This window comes from Alkalihalophilus lindianensis, from assembly GCF_032843265.1.
GTDB lineage: Bacteria > Bacillota > Bacilli > Bacillales > Bacillaceae_D > Alkalihalophilus > Alkalihalophilus lindianensis.
Genome location: NZ_JAWJBA010000158.1, coordinates 1 through 305, shown reverse-complemented (window position 1 = coordinate 305; position 305 = coordinate 1). Strand labels below are relative to the sequence as shown.

At 50.5% G+C, this 305-nt stretch carries 1 protein-coding gene; it reads left to right on the top strand.

Going from position 1 to position 305, the window contains the following annotated elements:
* Positions 1–221 (top strand): DEAD/DEAH box helicase (locus RYX56_RS21755; RefSeq protein WP_317124039.1); only part of this gene is annotated, 221 nt, incomplete at its 5' end.
* Between the last annotated feature and the right edge of the window lie 84 nt (positions 222–305).

Below are 305 nucleotides of genomic sequence, written 5' to 3'. Positions count from 1 at the left end.
ATCCGGCGGTCGAGAACCAAGCAACCGACCGGGCCTACCGCATCGGACAGTCGCGGTTCGTGCACGTACACAAGCTCATCTGCACCGGAACATTGGAGGAAAAAATCGACACCATGCTCGAGAAAAAACAATTCCTCAACGACCAAATCATCCAAAGTGAAAACTGGATCACCGAACTATCAACAGACGAACTCAAAGATTTGGTCTATCTAGGTCACTAGGGTGTCAGGCACCATGTGAATTTTTCACATGGTGCCTGACACCACATCAAACAGCAGGGCAACCCGTATCAAAGCGTGCCCTGC